Raw genomic sequence first — 25,124 nt, 5'->3', positions numbered from 1 at the left:
AGCGGTCGTGGTCGGTGGCGAGCAGCACGCCGTCGGCGCCGGCCAGGGTCTCGGGCGTGAGCGGGACCGATTCGAGTTCGAAGTCGAAGCGAGCCATGGGGTCACACGAGCCATGGGGTCAAGTCTTGCTTTCCAGCATTACTCGTCTATGCTTCGCTCCATGGCGGGGTGCGCCTCGGTGGGGACTCAGGTGTCCACTAAGGATCGGCGTTTCTCAGTTCCAATCGGCTTTCTACGCGCTCCAGTCGTCTGGTCAATGCATCCACACGGTCATGAATAGACGGTAAGGATAGAACAAGCGTGCCGAGATGTTGCTCTTGGGCAGTCATCCGCAGCTCAAGGTTGGCCATGCGATCATCCAAGCGTTTCGTCCGAGCCTGAATATCTTTCAAAATGGTCAGGACCAGGTTTTCCGTCTCGTCAGTCATGAGGTTGCTGAACTCTAATCGCCATATGCGCAGTCTAGCATAGGCCACCGATGACCTCGTCCAAGGTCTGTGCCTCGAGGATCCGTTCCGACCATTCCAGAAGGACTTCCGGATTGGCCTGCGTAACCCGCTCGCGCACCGCCTCGCTCGGTGGGCCGAACTTGCGCTCGATCAGGCGTAGAAGGATGGTGGCACGGCCATGCTGCTCGCCTAGCTGTTTGCCACGCTGCTCACCTTGGGCAATGTACCTGTCGATGAAGGTCTCCATCAGGGGCTCTCCGAAGAGGGTTTGTTCGAGGAGTGTGCGGACCTGTCGCTCAGTGAGCCGGCCAGTGCCTTGGACATAGTAGCGCAGCAGGGATTCCAGAATGTCGAGCGCGGTGGGGTCGCGGCTGACCTTGGCGATCAGCCCGAGCAGCTCGCGCAGCCGCTCGGCGGGCTGGTCGCTGTAGATGTGCCGGAGCGCGAGCTGGACCAGTCGGGATAAGACTTCGCCCTTGATCTCCGCGCTGCTCCTGGCCGAGATGTCGTGGAGGGCAAGGAATGGCTCGCGCAAAGACGCAAAGAGGATCATCTGGGTCTTCGCCTTGTTCTTCGCGCCTAAGTTCCTGATGTCGAGTTGCGCTGCGCTAACCCGACCTACGAATCTTTGCCCTCGGCGTGGGCGAAGATCGTGTGATACGCCTTCGTCTCCTGTATCGGGGTCGCCAGGTTCAGCATCATCTCGTGCTGGGATCAGGTGCCGTACCGGGATCAAAGCCCGTCAAGATTACGGTAGACCTCGCGCCGGTGACCGACCTTGACCACCACCAACAGTGTTTGGTCTTGAATCTGCGCGATGATGCGATAGTCCCCGACGCGAAACTTGTAGAGCTGATGAAGACCCTGCAGCGCACGCCCCAACTCGCGCGGATCATCGCGCCCGGTCAATCTATCCATGAAGTCCAAAAGTCGCTTCTGCACCGGGCGATCCAGCTTCGCCAACTGACGCTTAGCGCTGGGCTTGAGGGCAACCTTCCAGGGCATGTCAGAAACCGAGGTCGCGCTTCACTTGCTCCAGTGGAATCGGGGCCTCGCCGTCGTCAATGGCCTCCAGTGCGTCCGCGAGGTCCTCCGCGTCTTCTAGGTAATGCTCCACCAGGGCGGTAATGACTTGTTCCGGGGTCTGGCCGCGTGCCTTGGCCAATCCGGCTAGCGCCGAGGCTGCCCGGTCAGGAATGCGGACGGTTAGGTGCATCGTGTCGCTTCTCCAGCAGGGTCACGGATTCTCATCAACAATGAGAGACACGGGCTTTGAGGTCAAGTCTTGCGTTGCCACATCTGAACTTGCGCGGAATTACGGAATTACGGTGGGAATTACGGTGACAGTTTACTGAATGCACAAAATCAAGGGGCCAGGTCGCGGGGTCAGGTTTCACACGACGATCCGTGCGCTGGGGTACGGCGTTGAGCGGGGAGGATTGGCGGCTTTGCGCGAGAATCTTCCCCGAAGCGGTCGAGTTTGGCGAGGACGACGTCGCATGGCAGCGTGCCCAGGCGCCCGCCGATGCCGAGCGCACCTCTGCCGCCTGGACGCGGTGCAGAGCGGCCACGAGGCTTAGACAGCGCTGGTCAGTTCCCGATGTCGGGTTACGCTGCGCTAACCCGACCTCGCGCTCAAAATCCCGCCCAAACCCGAACACCGGCCCGTCGGGTTACGGCGCGCGGGGGCCTGCTCCTGCTTGGCGACCGCCATGCCGGCGCGCCTAACCCGACCTACGGGCTGATTGACGGGTGGCCACGGATTGACACGGATGCACACGGATCTCCTCCGTCAGCCGTGTGGATCCGTGGCTAATCCATGGCGTCCAGCAGGGTCGCGACGATGCGGCGTTGCTCGGCTTCGCTCAGGTCGGCGTGCATGGGCAGGCACAGGATCTGGCGGGCGATCTGCGCGGCGATCGGGGTGCCTTCGGTGCCGGCGAGGTGGGCATAGGCCGGTTGCTCGTTGAGCGGGATCGGGTAGTGTACGGCGGTGGGGATGCCGGCGGCCTGGAGCTTGGCTTGGAGTGGCGCGCGGTCCGCGACCAGGAGGCTGTACTGGGCGAAGACACTGGTGCGGTCTTCTTTGGGCCACGGAAGAGGGTTGGCCACGGAAGAACACGGAAGGACACGGACGTGTGGGGGTTCTCGGGCCACGGAAGAACACGGAAGAACACGGACGTGTGGGGGTTCTTGGGCCACGGAGGAAGCGGGGACGTCACGGAGGTTCTTGTTGTCCGTTGTTGTCCGTGTTCTTCCGAGTTCTTCCGTGGCCAATAAATCCTGGTAGCGGCGCGCGACGGCTTGGCGTTGGGCGATCTCTTCATCGAAGCGGTCGAGTTTGGCGAGGACGACGGCGCATTGCAGGCTGTCCATGCGTCCGCCGACGCCTACGCGGGTGTGGACGTAGCGCGCGCTTTGGCCGTGGACGCGGATCTCGCGGCAGGCTTGGGCGAGGCTGTCGTCGCTGGTGAAGATGGCCCCGCCATCGCCGTAACAGCCCAGCGGCTTGCTCGGGAAGAAGCTGGTGCAGCCGAGGGTGCTCAGGTTGCCGCTCTTCTTGCCTTTGTAGGTGGCGCCGAAGCTCTGGGCGGCGTCTTCGATGACCGGGATAGGCCCGTGGCGGGCGGCGATGGCGTTGATCGCGTCCATGTCGGCCGGCTGGCCGTAGAGGCTGACCGGCATGATGGCCTTGGTCTTGTCCGTGATCCGCGCTTCGATCAGCGCGGCGTCGATGTTGCCGGTGGCCGGGTCGATGTCGACGAAGACCGGCGTGGCGCCAACGAGGACGATGACCTCGACGGTGGCGACGAAGGTGAAGGGCGTCGTGATGACCTCATCGCCCGGACCGATGCCAAGCGCCATCAGGCTGATCAGCAGCGCCTCGGTGCCGCTCGCGACCGTGATGACGTGCTTGGCGCCGGTGTAGGCGGCGAGGCGCGCCTCGAGCTCGCGCACCTCGGGACCGAGGATGTATTGGCCGTGGTGCAGCACGCGGTGAAGGTTGCGCTCCAACTCGGGTCGGATCGCGGCTTGCTGGGTTTCGAGGTCGACGAAATGCATCGACCGCCGAGAAAGGGGTTCTCGACAGTACGCCTCGGGCGAGATCGTGCGGTCGCGGTGATGCTCCAAGAGGCGTTCATCGCGCGTCAGCAACTTGATCGAGCCGGGCGCGAAACGATCGAGGGCGCGCAAGAGCTGTTCGTCCTCTGAATCCGCGCAGTCGAAGACTGGCCCTTCGCCCGCGAGCGCGGCCAACCACTGCTTGTCCGCTGTGAAGGCCGCGAGGAGCGCCTTGGCGCGCGCCTCGAGCTGTCTCGCCGACGGAGGTGCCGCCCCAACCGACTGGGTGCGCCTGAGCTCGTTTCGCGTGACATAGTCCAGGGTCTGGACACTGCCGGCATAGAGCCACAGGCGTCCACCCTCGGCCGTGCATTTGGCCAACGCGAGGTCGACCCATTGGCACCAAGGCTTGCGACCGACGCAGCTATCGACCGCGACATTGACATCGAGTAAGAGATCCATGTGTCAAGCGTTCTCGCGCAAGCCGAAGGCTTCCCAGCGGTCTTGCTGTTTCTGTGTGGGCTCGGGCAATTCCTCATCTGGCGGCAACGGGGCGTCGCGGATGGCATCCAGGGCTTCACGCATGGCCCGTGCCCGCGCGATGACATCTGGTGGCAGGCCCTGATCGTCCGCTTGAAATTCGATCTCCGCATCGGGCACCTCGACGAGGACCCGCACGGTATCGTGCTTGAGTTTCAGGGGCGCTATGAACTCGAGGCGGCCTTGGCGATAGATGGCTTCGACTTGCATGTTCCAACTCTGTTTTGCCACGGAAGAACACGGAGACACACGGAAGAAAGAAAGTCCGTGATGTTCGGTGTTCGTCCGTGGCGAATCGATCAGGTGTCGATGGTACCGTTTTTGAGGCGGTAGGTGTGGCCGGTGGCGGGGCAGGTGGCGTCGGCGCTGCCGGTGAGCGGCAGGTCGAGGCGCTCGCCGTGTCGGCTCATCCAGCCGATCTGGCGGGCCGGGACGCCGAGGAGACGCTGCTCGATCAGACGCTGGTCCGGGTCGACCGAGAGACGTACGAGCACTTCCTCGCCGTACTGGACCATCCTCCCGCGGGAGAGGGCTACGAGCGCCTGATGGCCGCCCCGAGCACTTGGGAGACGTGACCCTCGAGGCCCCTGCGCCGCTCTCCTCGACGCATCGAGTCGAGGGTTTTTCCTCCGGTGTCCAGCCGCTTGACGACTGGTTGATTCGCCGCGCCAAGCTGACAGCGAGTTAAACGAGAAGGGACAAGTCGTTCTGTGGCGACCGGATGGAGACGGGTAGCATCCAGGCATGGACAGCATTCTCATCAGTTGGCTCGGGCGTACGGATCTTCGAGCCGTCGCCGCGAGTAGCCAGAGCGGACGATGCTTGAAGGGCATCGTCCTGCTATGATTCGCTGCGCGCCCGTCGGAGGGCGTGCCATACAACCACCGCCGGAGGCTTGATGGACCTTGTCATCGCCGCCGGGCTGCACCTTCGTTAAATACGTTAAGTAAGGTAGGCCCGGCCTTCTCAACAACTGTTCCGTTACGCGCGTAGCGGGGCTTTTGTGCGCCTGCGCACCAGACGATTCGTTGAGAGGATGACCTTGTGTCCATCGATCTTTCACGGCTGCAGCCGCTGGGCTGGAGCAACTTCTTTACCACCCAGATCCCCCTGGCGCAGTTGGGGTCGGTTCGCCCGGCGCGTGTCGTGCGGGTGGAGCGGGGGTGCTGGTTCGTCGATTCCGGGTTGGAAGCGTTCCCGGCGACCTTGGCGGGCCGACTCCACCATCTCCATGCCGACACGCATTACGTGACGGTGGGGGACTGGGTACTGTTGGCAGCGGATGCGCCGGTCATCGTCGAGCGCCTCGATCGACGCAGCTTGATCGAGCGGCGCGAGGCGGGTGGAATCGATGCCCAGCCCCTGGCGGCGAACATCGACCTGATGCTGGTCGTGAGCGGCTTGGATGGTGAATTCAATCTCCACCGCGTCGAGCGCTACCTGGTCCTGGCCGCCCAGGCCGATGTCCTGCCCCTGGTGCTGTTGACCAAGGCCGACCTGGCCGACGACCCGGAGCGTACGGCCGAGCGCGTGCGCAGGCGCCTTCCCGCGGGCGCGGACGTCCTCGCGGTGGACGCGCTGCGCGATCCGTTGGCCGAGCGTCTCTCGCCCTGGCTCGAACCCGGCACTTCGCTGGTGGTCGTCGGGTCGTCCGGGGTGGGCAAGTCGACGGTGACCAACAACCTGGCCGGGCAGCCGCTGCAGGAGACCCGGGCCACCCGGCGCGATGCCAAAGGGCGGCATACCACGACCTCCCGGTCGCTCATACGCCTGCCCGGTGGTGCCTGCATGATCGACGTGCCGGGTATCCGGGAGGTGGGCCTGGTGGCGGAGGAGGGGGTGGACCGGCAGTTCAGCTCCATCGCGGAGCTCGCGCGCGCCTGCCGGTTCGTCGACTGCACCCACCAAGCGGAGCCCGGCTGCGCGGTGCGGGCCGCGGTCGAACGGGGCGCGGTGGACCCCGACGCCTGGGCACACTACCTGAAGCTCCTGGCGGAGGGGCGCCACAGCCTGGCCGAACACGAGCGCCGCCGGCGCGATCGGGTATTCGGGAAGATGGTCAAGGCAACCGTGGCCGCCAAAAAGCGGGACCACGGTCGCTGACAGGCCGTGGTGTTCGAGAGCCGGTGGCAAGCGCGAAGAATCCGTGGGCGCCACCGGCTCTCGCCTCGTTGAATCCTTCTGCCAGCAGCCGAGAGGCCGTGGCCACTCAGGTTCGGTGGCCGCCCGGCGGGATCGCGTGACACCTACGCCACCGTTGATCTGGCAGGCCACCGCGAGCGAGAGCAGTCAGTTCAACGCCATCGTGCGGTTGCTCATCCTGTCCGGCCAGCGACTCATCGAGGCGGGTAACGTGGTGGAGCTGCCCCGCCACCGCCAGCCTGGTTGACTGGCCTTCGCCATCTCAAAAAGGGGATATACTTAGCGATGCGCTGGACGATCCATCTACTGCCCGAGGCCGAGGCGGAGCTGGTCGCCATGCCCGCCGACATCCGCGCTCGCTTCGTGCATGTGGCCGAGCTGCTGCAAAACTTCGGCCCGCAACAGGTCGGGATGCCGCACATCCGCCACCTGGAAGGCAAGCTGTGGGAAATGCGCATGAAGGGCCGCGATGGTATTGCCCGCGCCGTCTATGTGGCCCGCACCGGGCAACGCCTGACCGTGGTTCACGTCTCCATCAAGAAGACCCAGAAGACACCGCGCCGCGCCTTGGAAACGGCCCGCGCCCGTTTGGAGAAACTGACCCATGACTGAGCTTGCCGAGCTGAAAGGCCGTCTCTTGGAAGACCCCGAGACCCGCGCCGAATACGAAGCCATGGAAGGCGAATATGCGATTGCCAGAGAGCTGATCGCCGCTCGCACCCGCGCGGGTCTGAGCCAGGCTCAAGTCGCTGAGCGCATGGGCACATCGCAATCCACCATTGCTCGACTGGAGAGCGGGCGCGCCCTCCCGAGCCTGCGGACCCTGGACCGCTACGCCCGCGCGACGGGTTCAAGAACCGTGGTGCGTTTGGAAGCTGGGCGATGATCTCTTGCGCAGACTAGGCGGCCAAGCACTGTCGCCGTTCCTGCTGGCACGCCGCGAAGATCGCACAGTGAAATACCTCGATGCCGCATTGCAGGGTTACTCGGTCACTCACCCTGACATAGCCGCAGCGATTCGTTTATTGCTGTCGGACGGGTTCGAAGCGAAAAAGCTTCGCCAGTGGCTTCAGTGTAAAGCGTCCGATGATTTATGCACTGCCCGCCGTTCAGCATGCACGAGTCCGCGATTCGTGTCGTGGCACCCTGGATCCGACCAGTTGAAGAGTCACGTCAGCCGAACGCGATCGAAGGGCGGCCGACCGAGGTTCGGGCGCGCGACCCTCGATGACGCGATTAGAGCGGCGGCGCAACCGTCAAGCGCTGCCAGAATGTTACCCCCAGCGTTACCCGAGACGACATTTGGAGTGTAAAACGCGCCGGCCTTTCTCTCTAAATCCTTGTTCTAATTGGAGCTGGCGGACGGATTCGAACCGACGACCTGCTGATTACAAATCAGCTGCTCTGCCAACTGAGCTACGCCAGCGTAAAGGAGGGGATTCTGGAGTTGGGTGCCGTGAGCCCGGGCCGCTCCGCTCCAGGAGCCGACATGGTAGTGAAAGCCAGTCGGGGTGACAATGGTCAACTCGCGACTTGGCTTCATCGGGGTCGTGCTCGCTCGCCGCCGACGGTGCGCCGGCCTGACCTGGGGGCGCTAGCGAGCGGGCGCCGCGTGATTGTCGCGCAGAGGATCGTGAAGCCGATCGAAGTCCGCGGGGTTGACATACTGGATCCGAACCATGCCGCGCGGGTCGTGACCGATCGCCATGCCGCGGTGTGGGTACAGCCAATGCTGCACGCCGTTGGTGTCGACGAACAGCTGCTCGGGTGGGCCGAATCGGCTTTCGATCAGCCTAGCGTGCAGACGGGCCATCGGGTGATAGATGATCTGCTCGATTGGCCACTGGCCGAGCGCGGCGCTGTCGGTCGGGCCAAGTGTGAGCCGCGCTGGGCCGCGGCTCGGGCGGCCGCTGCCCTGATGTGCTTCGTGCAGCGCTGCCAACGCGGCCTGATCGACGTCGAGACGAAACTGGAAGTGACCACGCAGCCGGTTCAACGTGACCTGATCGAACAGCACCTCGGCGCGGTAGGGGGTGGGTGCGTCCGGGTCGACGACGAGGATCGCCTCGCCAGGTGTACCGAACGCGGTGCGTACCTCGTCGATGGGCGTCGCGCCGAGTGTGAAGCCGAACACCTTCAGGCGCTGCTCGGCGTCGAGCTCGGTCATCCAGGGCAGGGGTTGCCCGGTGTCGTCGGCTTTATCCGGCGTGAACAACCAGATGCCGAGCGCGGCGACCAAAAGGATGGGGATCACCAATCGAAGGGTGCTGATGATCATCTCACGTCGTTCCTGATGATGGCGTCGCGGCCATTCACGGCATGGCGGGGAGCCCGGTGCGAGGGCCAACCGGATGACGATGCCGCATCATCGCCGGATCGCTGCGCTTCGGTCATCGTCATCGGATCATCAGTAGCCCGGCAACCACGTCGCGGCCTTCGGCGACGAGGATATTGTATGTCCGACAGGCAGCGCCCGTGTCCATGACCTCGATGCCGATGCCCTGCTGCCGCGGGACGGCGAGCACCGCCGGGGGCGGAAAGACTTGCAGGCGACCGGTCCCGAGCAGGATCAGGCGTGGCTCGACGCCGAGCAGTTCGGCGATGTGGTCCGCGGTCAGCTCGCTGGCTTCGTCCGGGCCCCAGCCTGGCACGAGTCGCCGTGGCGCGATCAGCAGGCTTTCGTGGTAACGCCGCCCGGCGATTTGTATCGCCCCGGGTTCGTAGCCCTGAATCAGGTACCCGCTGGCCGTGTCGGCATCATCGGTGAATCTCATGGCGGCACCTTAACCGATGCTCGATGCGGCCGACAAGCGGCCGGCGACGACACGCGACGACAGGATTTCTATTCTCCTTGGGGGGCGCTAAACTTCGGCCCTTGTATCCTCGTCCACCCTGTATTCCCTCGTGAGGTCCTCGTGGTCGCCCCAGATGACAAGTTTCGCCGGATCGAACGGCTGCCGCCCTATGTCTTCAACATCGTCAACGAGTTGAAAGCCGCGGCGCGAGCTCGGGGCGAGGACATCATCGATTTCGGCATGGGTAACCCGGACCAGCCGACGCCCGTTCACATCGTCGACAAGCTGTGCGAGGTGGCGAGTCGGCGCGACACCCATCGCTACTCGGTGTCCCGCGGTATCCCGCGGCTGCGGCGGGCGATCTGCAACTGGTATCGCGAGCGCTTCGATGTCCATCTGGATCCCGACACCCAGGCGATCGTGACGATCGGCTCCAAGGAAGGCTTGGCCCATTTGGCGTTGGCGACGATGGACGCCGGGGATACGGTCCTGGTGCCGAATCCGGCTTATCCGATCCATCCCTACGGGTTCATCATCGCCGGCGCCGACGTCCGCCATGTCAAGCTGGTGCCCGGTGTCGATTTCTTCGAGGAACTGCGGCGCGCGATACAAGAGTCGTGGCCGAAGCCGAAGATGCTCGTGTTGAATTTTCCCGGCAACCCCACGACCCAATGCGTGGAACTGGATTTTTTCCAGCAGGTGGTCGATATCGCCCGTGAGTATGGGATTTGGGTGGTCCACGACCTGGCCTACGCCGATCTCGTGTTCGACGGCTACCAGGCCCCGTCGATCCTCCAGGTTCCGGGCGCGAAGGAAATCGCGGTGGAGTTCTACACCCTGTCGAAGAGCTACAACATGCCCGGTTGGCGCATCGGCTTCATGTGCGGCAACAACGTCCTCGTCAATGCCTTGGCGCGGATCAAGTCTTACCTGGACTACGGTACCTTCACGCCGATCCAGGTGGCCGCCATCACCGCGCTCGAGGGTCCGCAGGATTGCGTGCGGGAGATCGCCGCGCAGTACGAGCGGCGCCGCGATGTCTTGTGTGATGGCCTGAATCGTTGCGGTTGGCCGGTCGAGAAACCCAAGGCGACGATGTTCGTGTGGGCGCCGATCCCCGACCAGTATCGCGCGATGGGGTCGCTCGAGTTTTCGAAGAAGCTGCTGCGCGACGCCAAGGTCGCTGTGTCACCCGGCATCGGGTTCGGCGAGTACGGCGATACGCACGTCCGCTTCGGCCTGATCGAGAACGAGCACCGCACGCGCCAGGCGGTGCAGGGCATTCGCGACATGATGCGCCGCGATGCGCGTGCTGGATCCTAGACCCTATTCGACCCTGTGATGGCCTTTGCGCCGTCCCTAATGATGTGATGAGGACGCAATGATGACGCCGGTCAAGATCGGTCTGCTGGGCTTGGGGACGGTCGGTGGCGGGACCGTGACCGTCTTGACGCGCAATGCGGCGGAGATCGCCCGGCGTGCCGGCCGTGGGATTCGCATCGTTCACGCCGCGGCGCGCGAGTACGACCCGGCGGCGATCGCCGGGCTCGATCAGATCGACCACATCGGTCAGGATGCCTTCGCCGTCGTCGATGATCCGGAGGTCGCGATCGTCATCGAGTTGATCGGGGGCTACTCTCCAGCACGTGAACTGGTGCTGCGCGCGATCGCCAATGGCAAGCATGTGGTGACCGCGAACAAGGCACTGATCGCGATGCATGGCAACGAGATCTTCGCGGCGGCGCAGGAACGCGGCGTCATGGTCGCGTTCGAGGCGGCGGTCGCCGGTGGCGTGCCGATCATCAAGGCGCTTCGCGAAGGGCTGGCTGGCAATCACATCGAGTGGGTCGCCGGGATCATCAATGGCACGGGTAACTTCATCCTGACCGAGATGCGCGATAAGGGCCGCGATTTCGCAGACGTGTTGGCCGAGGCCCAGGCGCTCGGCTATGCGGAGGCAGATCCGACCTTCGACGTCGAAGGCATCGATGCGGCCCACAAGCTGACGATCCTGGCCGCGATCGCGTTCGGCATCCCGCTTCAGTTCGACAAGACCTTCACCGAGGGAATCTCGCGCATCGAGGCGCAGGATGTCGCCTTCGCCGAGGAGCTGGGCTATCGCATCAAGCACCTGGGGATCGCGCGTCGCGTGTCGGCCGGCATCGAGATGCGCGTACATCCGACCCTGATCCCGCACCGGCGATTGATCGCGAATGTCGATGGCGTCATGAACGCGGTGCTGGTCAAGGGTGACGCCGTGGGGCCGACCCTCTATTACGGTGCCGGTGCCGGGTCTCTGCCGACGGCCTCGGCGGTCGTCGCCGATGTCGTCGATGTGGTGCGTGCGTTGACGACCGATCCGAACAATCGGGTTCCGCATTTGGCTTTCCAGCCAAGCGAATTGGCCGATACCCCGGTCCTGCCGATGTCCGAGATCGAGACCGCCTACTACCTGCGGCTGTCGGCGCGGGACAAGCCTGGTGTCATGGCTCAGGTGGCCGGGATCCTCGGCGACCTCGGAATCAGCATCGAGGCGATCAAGCAGAAGGAGCCCGGCGAGGGCGACACCCATGTCCCCTTGATCATGCTGACGCATCGGGTCCGGGAGGGCCTGATGGACGAGGCCATCGCGCGGATCGAGGCACTGGATGCCGTCAGCGGCGACGTCGTGCGGATCCGTATGGAGACCTTGGCGGGTTGATCGACGACAGCGATGGCGCGCGACCTGACGCTGCTGCTGCCCGGGCTGCTCGGTCCCGCCCCGCGCGCCTGGGCCGTGTCGGCGGTGGGGAAGCCACGGCGGCTGACCCATGTCGAGTGCCTTCTCGGCCGAGCCGATCGGCTGCCTGGCATCGCCGGGGATCCCACGGGGCTCTTCGCGGCCTTCGGCATCGCCATCGGGAACGGCCCGGACGGACCGACGGCGCCGTTTCGTCGTTTGGCCGATGACCCGGATGGCGACCCTTCCGGCTACTGGGTGCGGGCCGACCCGATCCATCTACGTCCGGATCGCGACCGGGCGCGGCTCTTCGACGCGCGATTTCTCTCTATTCAGCGTGCCGAGGCCGATGCCCTGGTCGCTACGTTCAATGCCCATTTCGCGGATGACGGGCTGATCCTGGTTGCGCCGACCGTCGACCGTTGGTACCTGCGGCCCGACCATCCCCTGACCTGGCCCACGCTGCCGTTGGAGGCCGTCGTCGGTCAACCGGTCGTGGGCGGTCTGCCGCGCGGCGACACGGCGGGACCATGGGCGACGCGGCTCAACGAGATCCAGATGCTCTTCCACCAGGCCGAGGTCAATCAGCAGCGCCTCCGCACGGGTCGGCCGGCGATCAATGGTCTGTGGCTGTCTGGTGGGGGAGAGCTCCCGAAGCCACCGGCCGGGCCGCTCTGGGGCTCGGTGCGAAGCCGTTCGCCGCTGGCGATCGGATTGGCCCGCTGGTCCGGCGCCCCGGTCGCCGACATGCCCAACGGCTTGACCGATTGGGATCTCGGGTGGCAGGCGGGGTCGCAGCTCTTGCACTGGGATGGCCCGCAACGGGCGCTGGGCGACCGGGATGAAGCGGCCTGGCTCGCGGCCGTGGACGAGATCGAAGCGGGACTCGCCGATCTGTTTCGTGCCGTCCGACGCGGTCGCCTGGGCCGCTTCGAGCTGGATCCTGGTCTCGGTATTCGCTATCGGGTCACGCGCCGGACCGAATGGCGCCTGTGGCGCCGCCGCCGGACCCTTGCGGAACAGTTGGATCCGGACGATGAACCAGACAGTCCTCGACCCGGTCGTGCAGTGGCCCGCGGCTGATCTCGCCAAACGCGGGCGTCGGCCATCCGGTGCCGATGAAACACGGGTGATGCGCGCGACGCTCGGCCGGGACAACGGCCATGCCCGCATGACGAGCACGACCTGTCGGGAATGAGAATGTCATGCTGCTGACTGGACGAGATCTCATCGAATGGTCCCCGGTTGCGACCTTCGTGATCGACGCCGATCGCCGAGTCATCCAGTGGAACCAGGCTTGCGCGCACCTGACCGGCGTGTCGGCACCCACGATGGTCGGGACATGCGACCAATGGCGCCCCTTCTACGCGGAGGCGCGCCCTGTGCTGGCGGACCTGATCGTCGCCGGGGCGACGGCGGCGGACTTTGCGCATTACTATGCCAATTGGCGGCGGTCGGCTGTCCTCGACGGGGCCTACGAGGCAGAGGATCACTTCCCGCATTTCCCCGGCGGCGGGCGTTGGCTCGCCTTCGCGGCGGCACCCGTGCATGGACCGCACGGCGAGATGATCGGCGCGATCGAGACCATCCAGGACATCACCGCGCGCAAGGGTGCCGCGCTGGCCCGCGCCGCGAGCGGCCGCCTGTCATCCGATGACCGATTCAAGATCCTGTTCACCGAGATGATCAACGGCTTCGCGGTGCATGAGATCCTCCTCGATGACGCGGGGCGTCCCTGCGATTACCGGTTCCTGGCCGTCAACCCGGCGTTCGAGAGGATGACGGGCCTGCGCGCTGAGGAGGTCGTGGGCCGCCGTGTCCGCGACCTGTTGCCCGATACCGAAGCCGCCTGGATCAGCCGTTATGGGCGGGTGGCGCTGACCGGCGAGGCGGATGCCTTCGAGTCCTACAGCAGCGCCCTCGACAAGCACTTCGAGGTTCGTGCCTTTTGCCCGGCGCCCGGTCAGTTCGCCGTGACCTTCCAGGACATCACCGCCCGCAAGCGGGCCGAAACCCGACTGAAGCTGATCGCCAGTGTCTTCGAGCATACGCAGGAAGGGATCGTGATTACCGATCCGCAAGCCGCGATCATCGATGTGAACGATGCGTTCGTACGGATCACCGGCTACGACCGCAGCGAGTTGATCGGGCGTACCCCGGCGATCCTCAAATCCGGCCGTCACGGTCCCGACTTCTACCGCGCCATGTGGCTGTCGCTGCACGAGGAAAAGGTCTGGCGTGGCGAGATCTGGAACCGCCGCAAGAACGGCGAAATGTATCCGGAACAGCTGACCATCTCGGCGGTGCTCGATGATCAGGGCGCGACCTCCCACTATGTCGGCATCGTCACCGACATCAGTGCCCTCAAGCGCCAGGCGGCCGAGCTGGAGCGGATCGCCCATTTCGATGCGCTGACCGGCCTACCCAACCGCATGCTGCTGCACGACCGTTTGCATCAAGCGATGGCCAGGGCACAGCGGGAGCGGACCCGCCTCGCGGTCTGTTTCCTCGACATCGACGGGTTCAAGCCGGTCAACGACGGCTATGGTCACGGCGCTGGGGACCACCTGCTGGTCCAGCTCGCCGAGCGTCTTCGGGCCGAGGTGCGCGGCAACGATACCGTGGCCCGGGTCGGTGGCGACGAGTTCATCCTCCTGCTCGCCGACCTGTCGGAGCCGACGGCTTGTGTCGAGATCCTGCAGCGTATCCTGGCGACCGTCGGGCGGCCGTTCGACGTCGCTGGGCAGCGGCTGTCGGTCACCGCCAGCATCGGTGTCACCCTGTTTCCGGATCGGTCCGTCGACAGCGATACGCTGATCCGCCAGGCCGACCAGGCGATGTACCGGTCGAAGCAGCTCGGCAAGAACACCTACTTCTTTTACGACGACCATCAGGATACCGCTGGCTTCGAGCGCCAGAAGGCGATCCACCGCATCGAGCGGGCGCTCGCCGATGGCGAATTCGTCCTCCACTACCAGCCCAAGGTGGACATGCGGCAGGGCCAGGTCAGAGGTGTCGAGGCGCTGATCCGCTGGCATCATCCCGACCGCGGCTTGCTGGCCCCGGCCGAGTTCCTTCCGTTGATCGAGGACAGCGACCTGATCGTCGCGGTCGGCGACTGGGTGATCGAGGCGGCCTTGCACCAACTGGTCGTCTGGCAGAACCAGGGGCTGCGGATGGGGGTCAGCGTCAACGTCGCGGCCCGGCATCTGCAGTGGCCCAGCTTCGTCGCGCAACTCGCCGTTCACCTGGGTCGAGCTGGCGTCGGCGATGGCGGTGGCCTGGAGATCGAGATCACCGAGACAGCGGCGATCAACGACTTGGCGCACGTCAGCCAGCTCATCGAGGAGTGTCGGCAGCTCGGTGTCCAGTCGGCACTGGACGATTTCGGCACTGGCTACTCCTCTCTCACGTACCTGAAGCTGCTGCCGGTGACCGCGCTGAAGATCGACAAGTCGTTCATCCGCGATATGCTGCGCGATGCCGAGGATCGCGCCATCGTCGCCGGTGTCATCGGGCTGGCGAAGGCCTTCGACCGCGCCGTGATTGCCGAGGGCGTCGAGACCGTCGAGCACGGTCTCCATCTGCTCGCCCTGGGCTGCGATCTCGCTCAAGGCTACGGCATCGCACCGCCGATGTCCCCCGAGCGGCTTCCCGACTGGATCCGGCAGTGGCGGCCCGACCCGGCTTGGACCGCGGCGTCGACGCACACTGATGGCCCCTGATCGACCTCGGAGGAGATGGCGAAATTTGTGTGCCCCCTTGGCGGGGCTGGCCCGCCTGGTCGGTGACCAGGAGTCGCGATGGATTTTTTGTCGGCTGTCATCCTGCTCTTCATCATCATGGATCCGCTCGGGAACATCCCGGTGTTCCAAGCCTTGCTGGCGCGGTATCCGAGGCGGCGACGTCTGCGCCTGATCGCGCGCGAGATGTTGATCGCGTACGCGGTGCTGTTGCTGTTCCTGTTCGCCGGCGAGGCGATCCTCGGTCATCTCGGTCTCAAACAGCCGGCGCTCGGGATCGCTGGCGGCGTCGTGCTCTTCCTGATCGCGCTACGGATGGTTTTTCCCGAGCCGGACGACAAGGCGCGCCATGACAGCACCGAGGAACCCTTCATCGTGCCGCTGGCCGTCCCGATGATCGCCGGACCTTCGGCAGTCGCGGCGCTCTTGTTGTTGGTCAGCCGCGAACCGGAGCAACTCTGGGTCTGGTGGGGCGCCATGTCGCTGGCCTGGGGACTGAGTGCCGGCATCCTGATTGCCTCGGGCTTCCTGATGGAGCTGCTCGGACCGCGGACCTTGCGGGCGCTGGTGCGATTGACCGGGATGTTGCTGATCATGATGGCCATCCAGATGCTGATGGATGGCGTGACGGCTTACCTGGCGACCTTGCCCTCGTTGCTGGGGGAGGCGTGAGGCGTGGCGGACAATCGTTACGCGCGCGCTCCTCGACGCGGCATCATCGGTGCCTCGACCACCCCCGACTTATGGTAGTTTATGTCGCCTCGTTTACGCGAAAAGGACGCGATCAGGATGTTGAAGCGACTGTCTGTCATCATGAGCCTCCTATGCCTGGGCTTGCCCATGTTGGGTCAGGGCGAGGACCTGCTCGATATCTACGATCTTGCGGTCCAGAATGACCCGGCCGTCCGCGAGGCCGAGCAGATCCTCTTCTCCACGCGCGAGATCAAACCTCAGGCACAAGCGCTGTTGCTGCCGAACATCGGGCTCCAGGGGTCGACGAGTTACTCGAACGTCTCGGCCCGGGGCCAGAATGCCGGGGGGCGTTTCAGCCGCAACGAGACCTTCGATCAGCAAGATCTGTCGGCGGTCTTGTCTCAGTCCGTCTACGACCGTGCCAACTGGATTCGTCTGGCCCAGAGCGATGCGACCATCGCCCAGGCCGAGGCCCAGTATCGGGACGTCCAGATCGCGCTGATGGTTCGCACGGCGGTGGCCTATTTCAATGTTCTGCGGGCGGCCGATCTGGTGCGGGTTCAGGAGGCGTTCGTAAGGGCCAACGAGCGGCAGTTGGAGCAATCCCAACAGCGTTTCGAGGTCGGGTTGGTCGCGATCACCGATGTCAACGAGACCCAGGCGGCCTTCGACCGCTCGCGAGCCAACCTGATCGCGGCCGAGAACGGTCTGGATAACGCCTGGGAGGCGTTGCGGCGGATCGTTGGCCCGATCCGGGTGCCCTTGGCCCGGCTCGGCGACACGCTGCCCTTGTCGCCGCCAGAGCCGAACGACATCGACCAGTGGGCCGAGACAGCGTTGGTAAACAATTTCGGGATCGTCGCCGCGCAACAAGCCGCGGAGGCGGCCAAACGGCAGATCGACATCGAGCGCAGCGGGCATTTGCCGACCCTCGATCTGCAGGCCGGTTACAGCCTCGCTCGCTCCGGGGCCGAGTTCAATACCGACTCGGATACCGCCTTCATCGGGCTCCAGCTCAATGTCCCGATCTTCCAGGGCGGCGCGGTGGCCTCGCGGACCCGCCAGGCCGGCTACGACTTCAGTGCCGCGCAGGATCGCCTCGATCAGCAGCGCCGGGCCGTGCTGAATCAGGTCAAGGACGCCTTCCGCGGCGTGCTGTCCAATATCAGCGACGTCCAGGCCCGCCAGGCGGCCATCGTGTCGACCCGCTCGGCGCTCGAGTCGACGCAGGCCGGGCTCGAGGTCGGGACCCGAACTCAGGTCGATGTCCTGGCCGCCCAGCAGCGGCTGTTCGAGGCCGAGTTCGAGTATTTGAGCGCCCGCTACGAGTACATCATCAATGGCATTCGGCTGCACGAGGCGACCAGCACCCTGACGCGCGACGTGCTCGCGAGGGGCAATGCCTGGTTGAACCCCGACGACATCATCCCTCCGCCGGCCTATTGATGGGCTGGTTTGCGTCCCGCACTGGCTAGAGTCACTCCTGATGTCCGGAAACAGCATCGGCAAGCTTTTCGTGCTGACCAGCTTCGGCGAAAGCCATGGCCCGGCGATCGGCGGGATCGTCGATGGCTGTCCGCCCGGCCTGCCTTTGTGCGAGGCGGATCTGCAACGAGACCTCGATCGCCGGCGGCCGGGCACCTCGCGCCATACGACGCAAAGACGCGAACCGGATCGGGTGCGGATCCTCTCCGGGGTCTTCGAGGGGCACACGACCGGCACGCCGATCGGGCTCCTGATCGAGAACGAGGACCAGCGCTCGAAGGACTATTCGGAGATCGCCGAGCGGTTTCGACCCGGTCACGCCGACTACACCTACACGATGAAGTACGGGCGGCGCGATCCCCGCGGCGGCGGTCGCTCGTCCGCGCGCGAGACCGCGATCCGCGTCGCCGCCGGGGCCATCGCGAAGAAGTATCTGTTCGTCCAGCACGGCATCGAGGTGCGTGGCTATCTGTCGCAGTTGGGTCCGATCCGCCCAGCGACCGTCGATTGGGACGCCATCGAGACCAATCCCTTCTTCTGTCCCGACCCGGCGCGGGTCGCCGAGCTCGAGGCCTTCATGGATGCGTTGCGCAAGGACGGCGACTCGATCGGTGCCGAGGTCACGGTCGTCGCGACCGGCGTCCCGCCCGGACTCGGTGAACCGGTGTTCGATCGGCTCGATGCCGACATCGCGCATGCCTTGATGGGGATCAATGCCGTCAAGGGCGTCGAGATCGGTGCCGGCTTCGCGGTCGTGACGCAGCGCGGCAGCGAACACCGGGACCCGCTGACGCCGGCCGGTTTCGTCAGCAACAACGCCGGCGGGGTCCTAGGCGGGATCTCGACCGGCCAGGACCTGGTCGCGCGCTTGGCGCTGAAGCCGACCTCGAGTATCCGCCTGCCCGGGCGCACCATCGATACCACCGGCGCCGCGACCGAGATCGTCACCAAGGGCCGCCATGACCCCTGTGTCGGCATCCGTGCCACACCCATCGCGGAGGCGATGGTGGCGCTGGTCCTGATCGATCATCTCCTGCGCCATCGCGGTCAGAACGCCGGCGTTCGGCCCACCACACCGCGCGTTCCGGCGCACGCCTGAAGCCACCGCCTCGTCACGGCGCGGCGGCCGCCCGGACGAGCCCGCCCCACCATGCCTTATTGGCGACTGGCCAGCTACTACTTCTTCTACTTCGGCTCGCTCGGCGCGCTGGTGCCGTACTGGGGCCTGTATCTGCAAGAGCGGGGGTTTTCGCCGCTGGCGATCGGTCAGTTGGTCGCGATCCTGATGGCGACCAAGATCGTTGCGCCGAATCTGTGGGGCTGGCTGGCCGACCGGCGAGGCTACCGGATGCCGATCGTCAGGCTGGCGACACTGCTGTCGACAATCTGCTTTACCGCGATCTTCGTCGCCGACGGATTTGTCGAGATGGCGCTGGTCATGGTCCTGTTCAGCTTCTTCTGGAACGCCTCGCTGCCGCAGGTCGAGGCCGTGACCTTCAGCCATCTCGGCGAGCGCGTCAATCGTTACGCCAGCATTCGTCTGTGGGGCTCGATCGGCTTCATCCTGTCGGTCGGTCTCTTGGGCCTGGGGTTGCAGCATTTGGGGACCTCGGTGGTGCCGATGGTCGTGCTGGTGCTCTATTGCGGCATCTGGGTCAGTTCCTTGCTGGTGCCGGAGGGTCCGATGCGCTGGGGGGAGACCCCATCGCCCTCGGTGATGGCACTACTGCGGCGGCCGGAGATCCTGGCGTTCCTGGCCACCGGCCTGTTGATGCAGATGAGCCACGGCGCCTATTACGCCTTCTACTCGATCCATCTGAAGGCGGCCGGCTACGCGACCCCGGTGGTCGGTGCCTTGTGGGCCTGGGCCGTGGTCGTCGAGGTGCTGGTCTTTCTCGTCATGCATCGGTTGCTGGAGGCCTTCGGCGCCCGCCGTGTTCTGCTCGCCAGTGTCGCGCTGGCGGTGCTGCGTTGGCTGCTGATCGCCGGATTCACCGATCTGATCGCGGTACAGGTTCTAGCGCAGGCCATGCACGCGGCGACCTTCGGGGCCTTTCACGCGGCGGCCATCCACTTGGCCTATCATTATTTTCCCGGTCGCACGCAGGGACGCGGGCAGGCCCTGTACAATAGCTTGAGCTTCGGTGCCGGAGGCGCTGCCGGGGCCTTGCTGTGCGGGTACCTGTGGAGCGCCTTCGGTGCGGCGCCGACCTTTGCTGTCAGTGCCGGGATTGCCGTGCTGGCCTGGTGGCTGGCCTGGTTTTGGGTCGATCGGGCGCGCCGCTACTGAACCGGCCCGCGGCTCGCAGCGTTGCTCACGCCGATGGGTGCCGAATGAACACCTGCCTTGAATTCCCGCAAATGCACTAGGATCCTCGTCATGACAGGCCCTTATGAGACCCGCCCGGGGCGCCGCTATCCGATGGGGGCGACACTCGATGAGTTCGGTGTCAATTTCTCCATCTACAGCCGTCATGCCACCGGTGCCGAGCTGCTGCTGTACGCGACGGCCACCAGCCCCGAGCCCTTCCAGCGCATCCGGCTCGATCCGCAGCTCAATCACACCTTCTTCTCGTGGCACGTACTCGTGCTGGATCTGCCGCCCGGTACCCACTATACCTGGTGTCTCGAGGGCCCTCAGGATCCCCGGGGCCAGGGCTGGCGTTTCGATCACCGGGTCGAACTGGTGGACCCGTGGGCCCGCGAGATCACCGCCGCGGCCTGGGATCGGGGGCGGCGCTTGCGCGAAGGACCGCGCCCGCACGACTCGCTCCGCGCCGTCGTGCTCGCTGACGATTACGACTGGGAGGGCGATCAACCGCTGCGGATCCCGTCCGAGGAGACCATCATCTACGAGCTGCACGTCGGGGGCTTCACTCGGCACCCATCGTCGCGCGTCGGCCACCCGGGGACCTTCGCCGGGCTGATCGAGAAGATCCCGTATCTGCAGTCGCTCGGCATCACGCACGTCGAGCTGATGCCGGTGATGGCGTTCGACCAGCAGGACGTGCCGAAGGCGGTGATGGCGGCCGGACTGACGAACTACTGGGGCTATAGCACCCACAGCTTCTTCTCGCCGCACCCCGGCTACTGCGTCGATCCGGAGCAGGGTGCTCATCGCAACGAGTTCCGCGACATGGTCAAGGCCCTGCACCGCGCCGGGATCGGGGTCATCATGGATGTCGTCTTCAATCACACGGCCGAAGGGAACGCCCGCGGCCCGATGATCAATTTCAAGGGCTTCGGCAACGAAACCTTCTATTGCCTGGATCCGATCGACAAGAGTATCTACCTGGATTTCACCGGATGCGGCAACACGTTCAACGCGAACCACCCGTTCGTCAGCCGCTTCATCATCGACAGCCTCGAATATTGGGTCCGCGAGATGCACGTCGATGGCTTTCGTTTCGATCTGGCCAGCGCGATGGCGCGCGATGGGGTCGGGCAACCGATGGCCCATCCACCGGTCATCTGGGGCATCGAGCTCTCGGATACGCTCGCCTCGAGCAAGATCATCGCCGAGGCTTGGGACGCCGCGGGCCTTTATCAGGTCGGTAGCTTTCCCGGTTACCGCTGGATGGAGTGGAACGGACGGTATCGCGACAGCATCCGGCGTTTCGTCCGCGGCGACGGCGGGCTGATCAGCGAGGTGGCGACGCGGATCGCCGGCAGCAGCGATCTCTACGAGGCGAACCTGAGGCTTCCGATCAACAGCGTCAATTTCGTGACCTGTCACGATGGGTTCACACTGGCCGATCTGGTCAGCTATGATCGAAAACACAACGAGTCCAATCACGAAGACAATCGCGATGGAACGAACGATAACCTGAGCTGGAATTGCGGTGCCGAGGGGCCGACCGGCGACCCTGGAATCCTGGCCTTGCGCCGGCGGCAAGTCCGCAATTTTTTAACGATGCTGATGGTCAGCCAGGGGGTTCCGATGATGTTGGCTGGCGACGAGGTGATGCGCTCCCAGGGCGGGAACAACAATGCCTGGTGCCAGGACAATGCGACCTCCTGGTTCGATTGGACCCTGCTGGAGACCCATCACGATCTGCTCCGGTTCACGCGCGAACTGATCGCGCTGCGCAAGCGCCATCCGAGCTTGCAACGTCGCTATTTCCTGTCCGGGCGACACCGCCCGGCGTCCGGGCTGCCCGATATCAGTTGGCACGGCTGCGAACTGGAGGCCCCGCCGTGGGACGACGAGGGCGCGCGGATCCTGGCCTTCACGTTGAACGGTCGCGCCGAGGAGGAGGCCGATCTGCATGTGATGCTCAACATGGACGAGGGTGCGGCCGACTTCGCGTTACCGGCTCGGGCCGACCGCGTCTGGCATCGTTCGGTCGATACGGCCCTCGAACCTCCGGAGGACATCGCCCCGCCGCTCGATCAGGCGCCTGTCGACGGAGGTCGCTATCGGGTCGCGCCACACAGCGTCGTCGTGCTCGAGGCCTATTACCGCGGGTCCGATGCGGTCCGTTAGACGACCGAGGCCCGTCCTGGGCGACTTCGAGGGGCAACAGGCCGCCTCGCGATCCAGTATCACGGCGACGAACAGCGATGAGGCGGGGAGCGGGAATCGCGGCGCGAACACGAGCTCGGTGGTGTCATCGCGATCCGAGCTGTCCATCGAGTTCGTCGCGCCTGCCGCGGCGCGGATCCAGTGGGAGGTCGGCGCGCTCGCGTGGGCACGACTCGATGCCGAGTTCCCCGGCGGTGTCGGTGCCACCCGCGCCTTGCTTCGTCTGCGTCGGGTGCAGTGCAACGGGACGGTTCAGCCGATCGCCGCGATCGACCTCGGAGAGCGAGCCGCCGCGCACCGCGGGCAGAGCCTGATCCCGCTCGCCGGTAGCGGTGATTACGAGGCCGAGCTGGGCCTGGCCAGCGCCGACGGCGGCTGGCTGGTCCTGTGTCGCTCGACGCGCCGCGCGTTCCAGATCGGCGGTGATGAATCGGTGCCGGCTGCCCGGCAGGCTCGGGAGCCCGGCATGCGGCCCGAGTCGGTCTCGGAGCCCGTGGTCCCGTCGCAGTGGGGCTGGCTGCTCGAGGAGATTGCCGGGGCGGGCATCGCCGGAGCGCCATCGCGAGCCCGGGATTCGACGAGCGGTGCCCCGGGCCGTGGTCCGGCCGCGGCGGGGTATCGCGCCGTATCGCGCCGGTCCGATGGTGTCGAGACCCAAGCCGAGCTGCTGGTCTTCGGCAGCGGTCCGCCGGGTGCGGTCGTCGATCTGTACGGCCGGCCTTTTCGCGTCGGTCCTGGAGGGGCCTTCGCGCTGCGTTTTGCGATCCCGGACGAGGAACTCCTCGACCGGATCCTGGCCGGAGCGACCGAGGTCGCACCCCGGAGGCCCGACGACGGCCCCGAATGAGCCGCGGCCCTGGCCGCTGCTGCGCGCCGCGGGCGGAACCACGCGAGCCGTGACGAGGGGCGAGTCGTCGGCGTGGCGCCCGCCGGCGCCGATCGTTACATGGTCACTGGGCTTCGCCGGTGGTGCCGCGGGACAGGAAGGCCTGCACCCGCGGATGGTGGCAGTGTTCAGCGAGGGTTCGCGGTGCCCCCTGGGCGATCTGGGTGCGCGTCTCGACATCGAGAAAGATGGCGTTGGTGCCGATCCGCAGCAGGCTCGCGAGCTCATGGGTGATGACGACCATCGTGGTGCCGAGGCTTTCGCGCAGTTCGAGGATCAGGTCGTCGAGCCGGCGGGCGCTGACCGGGTCGAGACCGGCCGAGGGCTCGTCGAAAAACAGCACCTCGGGGTCCAACGCCATCGCACGGGCGACCCCGGCGCGCTTCTGCATGCCGCCGCTGATCTCGGCCGGGTAATGGTCCTCGAATCCGGCCAAGCCGACCAATGCCAGCTTGTAGCTCGCGATCTCACGGATCCGCTTGGACGGCAGCGCCGTGAATTGCTGCAACGGCAGACCGATGTTCTCGGCCAGTGTCAGCGAACTCCACAGCGCGCCACTCTGATACATGACCCCGAGGCGCCGCAGCAGGGCCTCGCGCGTGGCGCCCTCGGTATCCCACAGGCTCTGGCCCGCGATCAGGATCTTGCCGGCTGCCGGCTGTTTCAAGCCGATCATGTGCCGCATCAAGGTGCTCTTGCCGCACCCGCTGCCGCCCATGATGATGAAGATGTCGCCGCGTTGGATCGCGAAGTCGAGATCGCGCATCACGACGAAGTCGCCATAGGCCATCGTCAGGCCGCGCACGAGGAGTTGCGTGCGCTCGTCGGAGGGCGCGGAGGCTGGCCAACAGCCTTCGCGGACGTCGGGCCGATCAGAGTTCCAGGGCATTGAGCAGGACCGCGAACACGCCGTCGGCGACCACGATGGCGACGATCGCCGAAACCACCGCCGCCGTCGCGGCCGCACCGACCGCGGCGGCACTGCCGCCGGTCTTGATGCCCTGATAACAGCCAGCGATCGCGATCAGCACGCCGAACACCAGGCTCTTGCTCAGCCCGATCACGAATTGCTCGATGTTCAGCGACGCCAGCGTCGCGTTCCAGTATTGGATCAGGGTCACGTCGAACAGGTTGACCGAGACGATCAGCCCCCCGAAGATGCCGACGAGGATCGCATAAAGGGTCAGCAGCGGCATCATCACGACCAGGGCGATGACCCGCGGCAATACCAGGAACTCGATCGGCGAGATCCCGAGCGTGCGCAAGGCGTCGACTTCCTGGTTGACCTGCATGGTCCCGATCTGCGCGGCAAAGGCAGCGCCGGTGCGACCGGCCATGATGACCGCCGCCATCATGGGGCCCATCTCGCGGGCCATGGCCAACCCGACCAGGTCGGCGATGAAGATCTCGGCGCCGAATCGTGCGAGTTGCACGGCACCGACGAAGGCCAGGATCACGCCGACCAGGAAACTGATCAAGGTGACGATCGGCAAGGCCCGTGGACCGACATCCTGCAACAGCAGACCGAGATCCGTCCGACGGTAGCGGGCGCGCCCCCGAATCCAAGCCCAGAGGGCCAGCACGGTCTCACCGAGGAACCCGAGAATGGCGACTAGCTCGGCCCCGAGCCGTTGCGTGGCCTTCCCGATGCGAACGAGCAGGCCATCGACGCTACCCGTTGCGCCCTGATCGGGCACCGGCACGGCCGTCGCGAGCGTCACCAAGCGGCGCGCGCCCTCCGGTAGACCGCTCGTGTCGAGCATCACCGAGCCGCCGCCGGTATGCTTCTGGATCGCGAGCAAGAAGACCGGCAAGGCCGTGTCCCATGCGGTCAGACCCGAGGTCTCGAACCCGATCCGGCAGATCGAGGCATCGCCGGCCAGGATCTCGATGATCCGCTGCGGGTCAGGAGTGGTCTGGTCCAGTGTCCAGGCCCCGGACAGGACCACGCGCAGATGCCCCGCATCGGCGGTTTCGATGTGCAGGGTCGGCGGCATCGGATCGGGGCGTGGGTCGGGAGTCGTCGTCAAAAGGCCGGTGCGGGGTAGTGATCTCGCGCGACAGCATAGCACGGGACCGGAAAC

The 25,124-nt window shown here is 65.4% G+C and carries 25 protein-coding genes and 1 tRNA gene; 14 read left to right on the top strand and 12 right to left on the bottom strand.

Annotated features, from left to right (window positions below; translation table 11 throughout):
• Positions 1-197 precede the first annotated feature (197 nt).
• The 7 genes from ABC977_RS15680 to ABC977_RS18330 all read right to left on the bottom strand — a co-directional run bounded on the left by ABC977_RS15680 (position 198) and on the right by ABC977_RS18330 (position 4,567).
• Positions 198-428 (bottom strand): hypothetical protein, encoded by a 231-nt coding sequence (locus ABC977_RS15680; protein ID WP_369668216.1) that lies wholly within the window; start codon positions 426-428, stop codon positions 198-200.
• Between the two features lie 34 nt (positions 429-462).
• Positions 463-1,002, bottom strand: a complete 540-nt coding sequence (locus tag ABC977_RS15675; protein WP_369668215.1) for an RpnC/YadD family protein — start codon at positions 1,000-1,002, stop codon at positions 463-465.
• A 179-nt stretch (positions 1,003-1,181) separates the two neighbouring features.
• Positions 1,182-1,454, bottom strand: a complete 273-nt coding sequence (locus ABC977_RS15670) for a type II toxin-antitoxin system RelE family toxin (protein WP_369668214.1) — start codon at positions 1,452-1,454, stop codon at positions 1,182-1,184.
• Between the two features lies 1 nt (position 1,455).
• Positions 1,456-1,665: a hypothetical protein gene (locus tag ABC977_RS15665; RefSeq protein ID WP_369668213.1), complete on the bottom strand. Its 210-nt coding sequence runs from the start codon at positions 1,663-1,665 to the stop codon at positions 1,456-1,458.
• Positions 1,666-2,261: 596 nt separating this feature from the next.
• Complete coding sequence (locus tag ABC977_RS15660; RefSeq protein ID WP_369668212.1) at positions 2,262-3,974, bottom strand: DegT/DnrJ/EryC1/StrS family aminotransferase; 1,713 nt, start codon at positions 3,972-3,974, stop codon at positions 2,262-2,264.
• A 3-nt stretch (positions 3,975-3,977) separates the two neighbouring features.
• Positions 3,978-4,262, bottom strand: coding sequence for a hypothetical protein (locus tag ABC977_RS15655; RefSeq protein ID WP_369668211.1), 285 nt, complete (start codon positions 4,260-4,262; stop codon positions 3,978-3,980).
• Between the two features lie 89 nt (positions 4,263-4,351).
• Positions 4,352-4,567 carry a hypothetical protein gene (locus ABC977_RS18330; protein WP_439849198.1) on the bottom strand — a complete coding sequence of 72 codons (216 nt, stop codon included), beginning with the start codon at positions 4,565-4,567 and terminating at the stop codon, positions 4,352-4,354.
• A gap of 529 nt (positions 4,568-5,096) precedes the next feature.
• On the opposite strand from ABC977_RS18330, the gene rsgA reads away from it, so the two are divergent.
• The 4 genes from rsgA (at position 5,097) to ABC977_RS15630 (ending at position 7,080) form a co-directional block, all read left to right on the top strand.
• Positions 5,097-6,155 (top strand): ribosome small subunit-dependent GTPase A, encoded by a 1,059-nt coding sequence (rsgA, locus tag ABC977_RS15645; protein ID WP_369668210.1) that lies wholly within the window; start codon positions 5,097-5,099, stop codon positions 6,153-6,155.
• A 136-nt stretch (positions 6,156-6,291) separates the two neighbouring features.
• Positions 6,292-6,441: a hypothetical protein gene (locus ABC977_RS15640; RefSeq protein WP_369668209.1), complete on the top strand. Its 150-nt coding sequence runs from the start codon at positions 6,292-6,294 to the stop codon at positions 6,439-6,441.
• 38 nt (positions 6,442-6,479) lie between these two features.
• Complete coding sequence (locus ABC977_RS15635; protein WP_369668208.1) at positions 6,480-6,806, top strand: type II toxin-antitoxin system RelE/ParE family toxin; 327 nt, start codon at positions 6,480-6,482, stop codon at positions 6,804-6,806.
• Entirely contained in the window at positions 6,799-7,080 is a 282-nt protein-coding gene (locus ABC977_RS15630; protein WP_369668207.1) for a helix-turn-helix transcriptional regulator, read from the top strand. Before ABC977_RS15635 ends, ABC977_RS15630 begins: the two co-directional genes overlap by 8 nt.
• 464 nt (positions 7,081-7,544) lie before the next feature.
• Here ABC977_RS15630 and ABC977_RS15625 read toward each other — a convergent pair.
• The 3 genes from ABC977_RS15625 to ABC977_RS15615 form a co-directional block, all read right to left on the bottom strand.
• Positions 7,545-7,620: transfer RNA gene (locus ABC977_RS15625), tRNA-Thr, on the bottom strand.
• A gap of 168 nt (positions 7,621-7,788) precedes the next feature.
• Positions 7,789-8,472 carry a hypothetical protein gene (locus tag ABC977_RS15620; protein ID WP_369668206.1) on the bottom strand — a complete coding sequence of 228 codons (684 nt, stop codon included), beginning with the start codon at positions 8,470-8,472 and terminating at the stop codon, positions 7,789-7,791.
• A 118-nt stretch (positions 8,473-8,590) separates the two neighbouring features.
• On the bottom strand, positions 8,591-8,968 hold the full coding sequence (locus ABC977_RS15615; protein ID WP_369668205.1) for an Mth938-like domain-containing protein: 378 nt from the start codon (positions 8,966-8,968) through the stop codon (positions 8,591-8,593).
• Between the two features lie 141 nt (positions 8,969-9,109).
• Here ABC977_RS15615 and alaC point away from each other — a divergent pair, with 141 nt between their 5' ends.
• The 10 genes from alaC (at position 9,110) to ABC977_RS15565 (ending at position 23,001) form a co-directional block, all read left to right on the top strand.
• Positions 9,110-10,312, top strand: coding sequence for an alanine transaminase (gene alaC / locus ABC977_RS15610; protein ID WP_369668204.1), 1,203 nt, complete (start codon positions 9,110-9,112; stop codon positions 10,310-10,312).
• A gap of 61 nt (positions 10,313-10,373) precedes the next feature.
• Positions 10,374-11,690 (top strand): homoserine dehydrogenase, encoded by a 1,317-nt coding sequence (locus ABC977_RS15605; RefSeq protein ID WP_369668218.1) that lies wholly within the window; start codon positions 10,374-10,376, stop codon positions 11,688-11,690.
• 12 nt (positions 11,691-11,702) lie between these two features.
• Positions 11,703-12,791, top strand: a complete 1,089-nt coding sequence (locus ABC977_RS15600) for a phosphoglycerate mutase (protein ID WP_369668203.1) — start codon at positions 11,703-11,705, stop codon at positions 12,789-12,791.
• A gap of 122 nt (positions 12,792-12,913) precedes the next feature.
• Positions 12,914-15,433 (top strand): sensor domain-containing protein, encoded by a 2,520-nt coding sequence (locus ABC977_RS15595; protein WP_369668202.1) that lies wholly within the window; start codon positions 12,914-12,916, stop codon positions 15,431-15,433.
• Positions 15,434-15,511: 78 nt separating this feature from the next.
• Complete coding sequence (locus ABC977_RS15590) at positions 15,512-16,123, top strand: MarC family protein (RefSeq protein WP_369668201.1); 612 nt, start codon at positions 15,512-15,514, stop codon at positions 16,121-16,123.
• Positions 16,124-16,240: 117 nt separating this feature from the next.
• A complete protein-coding gene (locus ABC977_RS15585) occupies positions 16,241-17,590 on the top strand; it encodes a TolC family outer membrane protein (RefSeq protein WP_369668200.1) in 1,350 nt (449 codons plus the stop codon).
• 40 nt (positions 17,591-17,630) lie between these two features.
• Complete coding sequence (gene aroC / locus ABC977_RS15580) at positions 17,631-18,728, top strand: chorismate synthase (RefSeq protein ID WP_369668199.1); 1,098 nt, start codon at positions 17,631-17,633, stop codon at positions 18,726-18,728.
• A 51-nt stretch (positions 18,729-18,779) separates the two neighbouring features.
• Entirely contained in the window at positions 18,780-19,919 is a 1,140-nt protein-coding gene (locus tag ABC977_RS15575; RefSeq protein ID WP_369668198.1) for an MFS transporter, read from the top strand.
• Between the two features lie 90 nt (positions 19,920-20,009).
• A complete protein-coding gene (gene glgX / locus ABC977_RS15570; protein WP_369668197.1) occupies positions 20,010-22,115 on the top strand; it encodes a glycogen debranching protein GlgX in 2,106 nt (701 codons plus the stop codon).
• A 121-nt stretch (positions 22,116-22,236) separates the two neighbouring features.
• The gene (locus ABC977_RS15565) at positions 22,237-23,001 is read left to right on the top strand and encodes a hypothetical protein (RefSeq protein WP_369668196.1); all 765 of its coding nucleotides are present in this window, start codon (positions 22,237-22,239) and stop codon (positions 22,999-23,001) included.
• 103 nt (positions 23,002-23,104) lie between these two features.
• On the opposite strand, the gene ABC977_RS15560 is transcribed toward ABC977_RS15565, so the two are convergent.
• Positions 23,105-23,830: an ABC transporter ATP-binding protein gene (locus tag ABC977_RS15560; protein ID WP_369668217.1), complete on the bottom strand. Its 726-nt coding sequence runs from the start codon at positions 23,828-23,830 to the stop codon at positions 23,105-23,107.
• An 82-nt stretch (positions 23,831-23,912) separates the two neighbouring features.
• Positions 23,913-25,037 (bottom strand): ABC transporter permease, encoded by a 1,125-nt coding sequence (locus tag ABC977_RS15555; RefSeq protein WP_369668195.1) that lies wholly within the window; start codon positions 25,035-25,037, stop codon positions 23,913-23,915.
• Positions 25,038-25,124 lie beyond the last annotated feature (87 nt).

Origin of the sequence: Thioalkalicoccus limnaeus, assembly GCF_041197575.1 — a bacterium.
Lineage (GTDB): Bacteria > Pseudomonadota > Gammaproteobacteria > Chromatiales > Chromatiaceae > Thioalkalicoccus > Thioalkalicoccus limnaeus.
This window is presented reverse-complemented; position numbering and strand designations above follow the sequence as displayed.

Coding starts and splice junctions, on each gene's coding strand:
- ABC977_RS15680 (WP_369668216.1), bottom strand. CDS start 428: ATGACTGACGAGACGGAAAACCTGGTCCTGACCATTTTGAAAGATATT.
- ABC977_RS15675 (WP_369668215.1), bottom strand. CDS start 1,002: ATGATCCTCTTTGCGTCTTTGCGCGAGCCATTCCTTGCCCTCCACGAC.
- ABC977_RS15670 (WP_369668214.1), bottom strand. CDS start 1,454: ATGCCCTGGAAGGTTGCCCTCAAGCCCAGCGCTAAGCGTCAGTTGGCG.
- ABC977_RS15665 (WP_369668213.1), bottom strand. CDS start 1,665: ATGCACCTAACCGTCCGCATTCCTGACCGGGCAGCCTCGGCGCTAGCC.
- ABC977_RS15660 (WP_369668212.1), bottom strand. CDS start 3,974: ATGGATCTCTTACTCGATGTCAATGTCGCGGTCGATAGCTGCGTCGGT.
- ABC977_RS15655 (WP_369668211.1), bottom strand. CDS start 4,262: ATGCAAGTCGAAGCCATCTATCGCCAAGGCCGCCTCGAGTTCATAGCG.
- ABC977_RS18330 (WP_439849198.1), bottom strand. CDS start 4,567: ATGGTCCAGTACGGCGAGGAAGTGCTCGTACGTCTCTCGGTCGACCCG.
- ABC977_RS15635 (WP_369668208.1), top strand. CDS start 6,480: ATGCGCTGGACGATCCATCTACTGCCCGAGGCCGAGGCGGAGCTGGTC.
- ABC977_RS15630 (WP_369668207.1), top strand. CDS start 6,799: ATGACTGAGCTTGCCGAGCTGAAAGGCCGTCTCTTGGAAGACCCCGAG.
- ABC977_RS15620 (WP_369668206.1), bottom strand. CDS start 8,472: ATGATCATCAGCACCCTTCGATTGGTGATCCCCATCCTTTTGGTCGCC.
- ABC977_RS15615 (WP_369668205.1), bottom strand. CDS start 8,968: ATGAGATTCACCGATGATGCCGACACGGCCAGCGGGTACCTGATTCAG.
- ABC977_RS15605 (WP_369668218.1), top strand. CDS start 10,374: ATGACGCCGGTCAAGATCGGTCTGCTGGGCTTGGGGACGGTCGGTGGC.
- ABC977_RS15600 (WP_369668203.1), top strand. CDS start 11,703: ATGGCGCGCGACCTGACGCTGCTGCTGCCCGGGCTGCTCGGTCCCGCC.
- ABC977_RS15595 (WP_369668202.1), top strand. CDS start 12,914: ATGCTGCTGACTGGACGAGATCTCATCGAATGGTCCCCGGTTGCGACC.
- ABC977_RS15590 (WP_369668201.1), top strand. CDS start 15,512: ATGGATTTTTTGTCGGCTGTCATCCTGCTCTTCATCATCATGGATCCG.
- ABC977_RS15585 (WP_369668200.1), top strand. CDS start 16,241: ATGTTGAAGCGACTGTCTGTCATCATGAGCCTCCTATGCCTGGGCTTG.
- aroC (WP_369668199.1), top strand. CDS start 17,631: ATGTCCGGAAACAGCATCGGCAAGCTTTTCGTGCTGACCAGCTTCGGC.
- ABC977_RS15575 (WP_369668198.1), top strand. CDS start 18,780: ATGCCTTATTGGCGACTGGCCAGCTACTACTTCTTCTACTTCGGCTCG.
- glgX (WP_369668197.1), top strand. CDS start 20,010: ATGACAGGCCCTTATGAGACCCGCCCGGGGCGCCGCTATCCGATGGGG.
- ABC977_RS15560 (WP_369668217.1), bottom strand. CDS start 23,830: ATGGCCTATGGCGACTTCGTCGTGATGCGCGATCTCGACTTCGCGATC.
- ABC977_RS15555 (WP_369668195.1), bottom strand. CDS start 25,037: ATGCCGCCGACCCTGCACATCGAAACCGCCGATGCGGGGCATCTGCGC.